At 56.8% G+C, this 3254-nt stretch carries 2 protein-coding genes and 1 pseudogene; 1 reads left to right on the forward strand and 2 read right to left on the reverse strand.

Annotated elements, in window-relative coordinates; all coding sequences use genetic code 11:
- Window positions 1-251 (forward strand): annotated as a pseudogene (locus tag ACOVRA_RS03895) (hypothetical protein); the annotation flags it as partial.
- On the opposite strand, the gene ACOVRA_RS03900 reads toward ACOVRA_RS03895, so the two are convergent.
- Both ACOVRA_RS03900 and ACOVRA_RS03905 read right to left on the reverse strand, forming a co-directional pair.
- Complete coding sequence (locus tag ACOVRA_RS03900) at window positions 219-1376, reverse strand: epoxide hydrolase family protein (protein ID WP_421719150.1); 1158 nt, start codon at window positions 1374-1376, stop codon at window positions 219-221. The pseudogene ACOVRA_RS03895 and the gene ACOVRA_RS03900 sit on opposite strands and share 33 nt — an antisense overlap.
- A gap of 14 nt (window positions 1377-1390) precedes the next feature.
- Window positions 1391-3058 carry a sulfatase gene (locus ACOVRA_RS03905; protein WP_421719151.1) on the reverse strand — a complete coding sequence of 556 codons (1668 nt, stop codon included), beginning with the start codon at window positions 3056-3058 and terminating at the stop codon, window positions 1391-1393.
- Window positions 3059-3254 lie beyond the last annotated feature (196 nt).

Genomic DNA, 3254 nt, shown 5'->3' on the forward strand with positions numbered 1-3254 from the left:
AGATCACGGCCCAAGACCTATTAGGCTTTGGCGTCATTGATGGCATCATCCCAGAACCTTTGGGCGGCGCGCATCGCGCACGCGCCAATGCGATGAAGGCCGTGGGCGATGGGGTTGAAAAAGAGCTCTACAAGCTCGACGCGCTGGACGCAGCGGGACTGCGAGCCCATCGCGCCGACCGCTTCTATCGCATTGGCCGCTCTTTAGCGGACCTGCCCTTAGCTGGCGAAACGCCGCCCAAAGCTGGTTAAATCCTGCACGAACAGGTCTGGCGCTTCCAAGGCTGCGAAATGCCCACCATGAGGCATATCCGTCCATTGTTGGAGATTATAGCCGAGCTCCACCCAGTCCCGGGGCGGATTGGGGAAGATGCTATCACCCGGGAAATTGGCAAAGCCTGTCGGCACCTCAATGCGTTGCCCGGGCTGGAGGAAATAGCCACTGCCCTCTTCCAACACCCCACGATAGAACCAAACCGACGTCGCGAAGCGATCGGTCAGCACATAGTGCATGATGTTGGTCAAAAGGTCCTGTTTGCCAAAAATCTTGTCGAGATTGCCCTGCGACGGGTCGCTCCAGTTTTGAAACTTCTCGACGATCCAAGCCGCCTGTCCAAATGGGGAGTCGCTCACCGCCATGGCCAGCAATTGTGGGCGCGTGGTTTGTAGCTGAAAATAGGCGCCGCCCATTTGCATCATAGCCTGAGACTTCTGCGCCCAAGCGCCGCGCTCGGGCGTGCTCAGCGTCGAGAGATCTGGGCGCAGGCCCATCATATTGAGGTGGATACCAGACACCACATCGGCATGGTCAAGTCCCAGCCAAGACGTGACCACAGACCCCCAATCCCCACCTTGAGCGATGAAGTTAGCATATCCCAAAACATCGACCATCAGCTTGCGGAATAGGCCCGCCGTCGTGCGGGGGCCGATGGGGCGCGCGGGACGGCCTGAAAAGCCATAGCCCGGCAGACTGGGGATGATCAGGTCAAAGGCATCTTCTGCCTTGCCGCCATGCTGGGATGGAAAAGCCAGTGGGCCGATGACTTTATGAAACTCAAACGGTGACCCCGGCCAGCCATGGCTCAGCAAGAGGGGCCGCTTGCCGCCCGCTTCCCCCACAATGTGCAGGAAGTGGATGTCTTGCCCGTCAATCGTGACCTGAAACTGCGGCAAGCGATTGAGCTCTGCCTCCACCGCTCGCCAGTCATAGGAATTGAGCCAATAGTCCTGCAGCCCTCTTAGCCAGGTGGTGGAAGCTCCGCGTGACCAATCCTCCGCCCCTTCATCGGCTGGCACGTCGGGCCAGCGAAAGGCCTCAACTCGTTGACGGACATCATCGAGCTTGGATTGGGGGATGTGGATGGAGAATGGTTTCACGCCTCTGTCCAATGCTAATTCGGCCAATAAGCGATGACGTCGTCTTTGGTTGCCTTGGTGCCTAAAGCCCGATCAATCGCGATCGGACCTTCCAGCGTGGCGGGATAAAGCGGCTTACGACCACTGGCCTTATGATCGTCCAACAGCTTTCGCAATTGCGCGACTATTTCTGGCCGGGCCGCAGCCAGATTGGTTTTCTCTGTTGGGTCTGTGGCGAGATCATAGAGATAAACAGCACTTGGCTTTTCGATCACTTGCAACTTCCAATCCAAGTGGCGCACAACCCGGTAGCCGTCGCTTTGCCAGAAGATGGTGTCATGCGGACGTGTATTTCCCGCCTTGCCTTCCGCGTTCGGCAAAATGTTGACGCCATCAATCGCGACGCCCTTGGGCAGTGCAGCGCCTGCTGCTGCTGCCAATGTTGGCATCAGATCAATGTGAGCAACAGGGGCTTGGACTTGTGTGCCCGCTGGAATTTTGCCCGGCCAAGACATGAACATGGGCACGCGAATGCCCCCTTCAAACAAAGAGAGTTTCCAGCCGCGGTAAGGCTTGTTGATCTCTGGCAAGCCAATATAGCCCGGCCCGCCATTGTCGCTTGAAAATACGATCAAGGTATTGTCGGCCATGCCCTGTTCTTTCAAGGTCGCAACGATCCGGCCTACACTGCGGTCAAGTGCCGTGATCATTGCCGCATAGACCCGTTCGCGCTCTGAGCTCATCGGCCCTACCGCATCATAGTCAGACTTGGTGGCTTGCAGGGGCGTGTGAACGGTCCAGTGAGACAAATTGATAAAGAAAGGCCGGTTCTTATTGGCCTTGATGACTTGTATGGCCTCATCAGTCCAATAATCAGCGAGATAGCCGCGTGGCTTGAACCATTCCCCATCATTGTAAGAGGCCGCATATTCCATCCGAGCCCAGAGGAACTTATCGATCGGGTCAAAATCCAGCTTGGCATTGACCGCATTTGGATCATCTTCGGGCAAATGCAGACCGCTCGCCATCAAGAGGCTTTCGTCAAAGCCTTGGGCATTTGCCCCAAACTCTGGGCCAAGGCCTGTGTGCCACTTGCCGATATGGACCGTGTGATAGCCGCGCGTCTTCAAAACTTCGGCGATGGTGACTTCTGATCCGGGCAGGCCTTGCTTGTCGTACTTGGGCATCTCGGCCACACGGTCGGCATGATAGATGGCGGGCGGCATGCCGCTTTGACCACGCATGGAGTCCGCTACCATTTTCACCACCCGGCCCATGCCGTCTGGCGTCGGGGTGAATTCAAAGCCCGTGCGGGTTGGATAGCGACCGGTCATGATCATGGCGCGCGATGGCGCACAGCTTGCGGTACCCGAATAGGCCTGACGGAATGCAACACCCGAGGAAGCTAAAGCGTCGATATTGGGGGTTTTGATTTTGCCATTACCAAGACCGCCGCCGAAGGTGGAGATGTCATTGTAGCCCAAATCATCGGCGAGAATGAAAATGATATTGGGCGGGCGGTCGCCCGCAGTGGCTTCTGCTGCCGCAGGCCCCTGCATCCAAGCGATGGGCTTGTTTTCGGGAATATCAGAGCGCTTTTGGGAAGCGGCTAAAGCCAGAACAATGTCTACCCGCTTCACATAGGCCAGCGCGCCCAAACCTACGACGGCAACTAAGCCACCCAACAGGATTTTCTTCAGCATGACGTCAGTCTCCCCCAAACATATTCTTAATTAGCATCGAACAGCGCTTCGCATCCTGTGCCTGCAAGGATCGCGCGGCAAGCCGCAGCGTCGTTCGCCGACAAGGACTTTGCATGATCTTTGAGCCAAACTAGGCATTTAGCCTGATAGGCAAAAGTCGGTTGCGTCCAAGCCCGCCCGTCAATGACGGTTTCAA

Source organism: Aquidulcibacter sp. (assembly GCF_049239865.1).
Classification (GTDB): Bacteria; Pseudomonadota; Alphaproteobacteria; order Caulobacterales; family Aquidulcibacteraceae; genus Aquidulcibacter.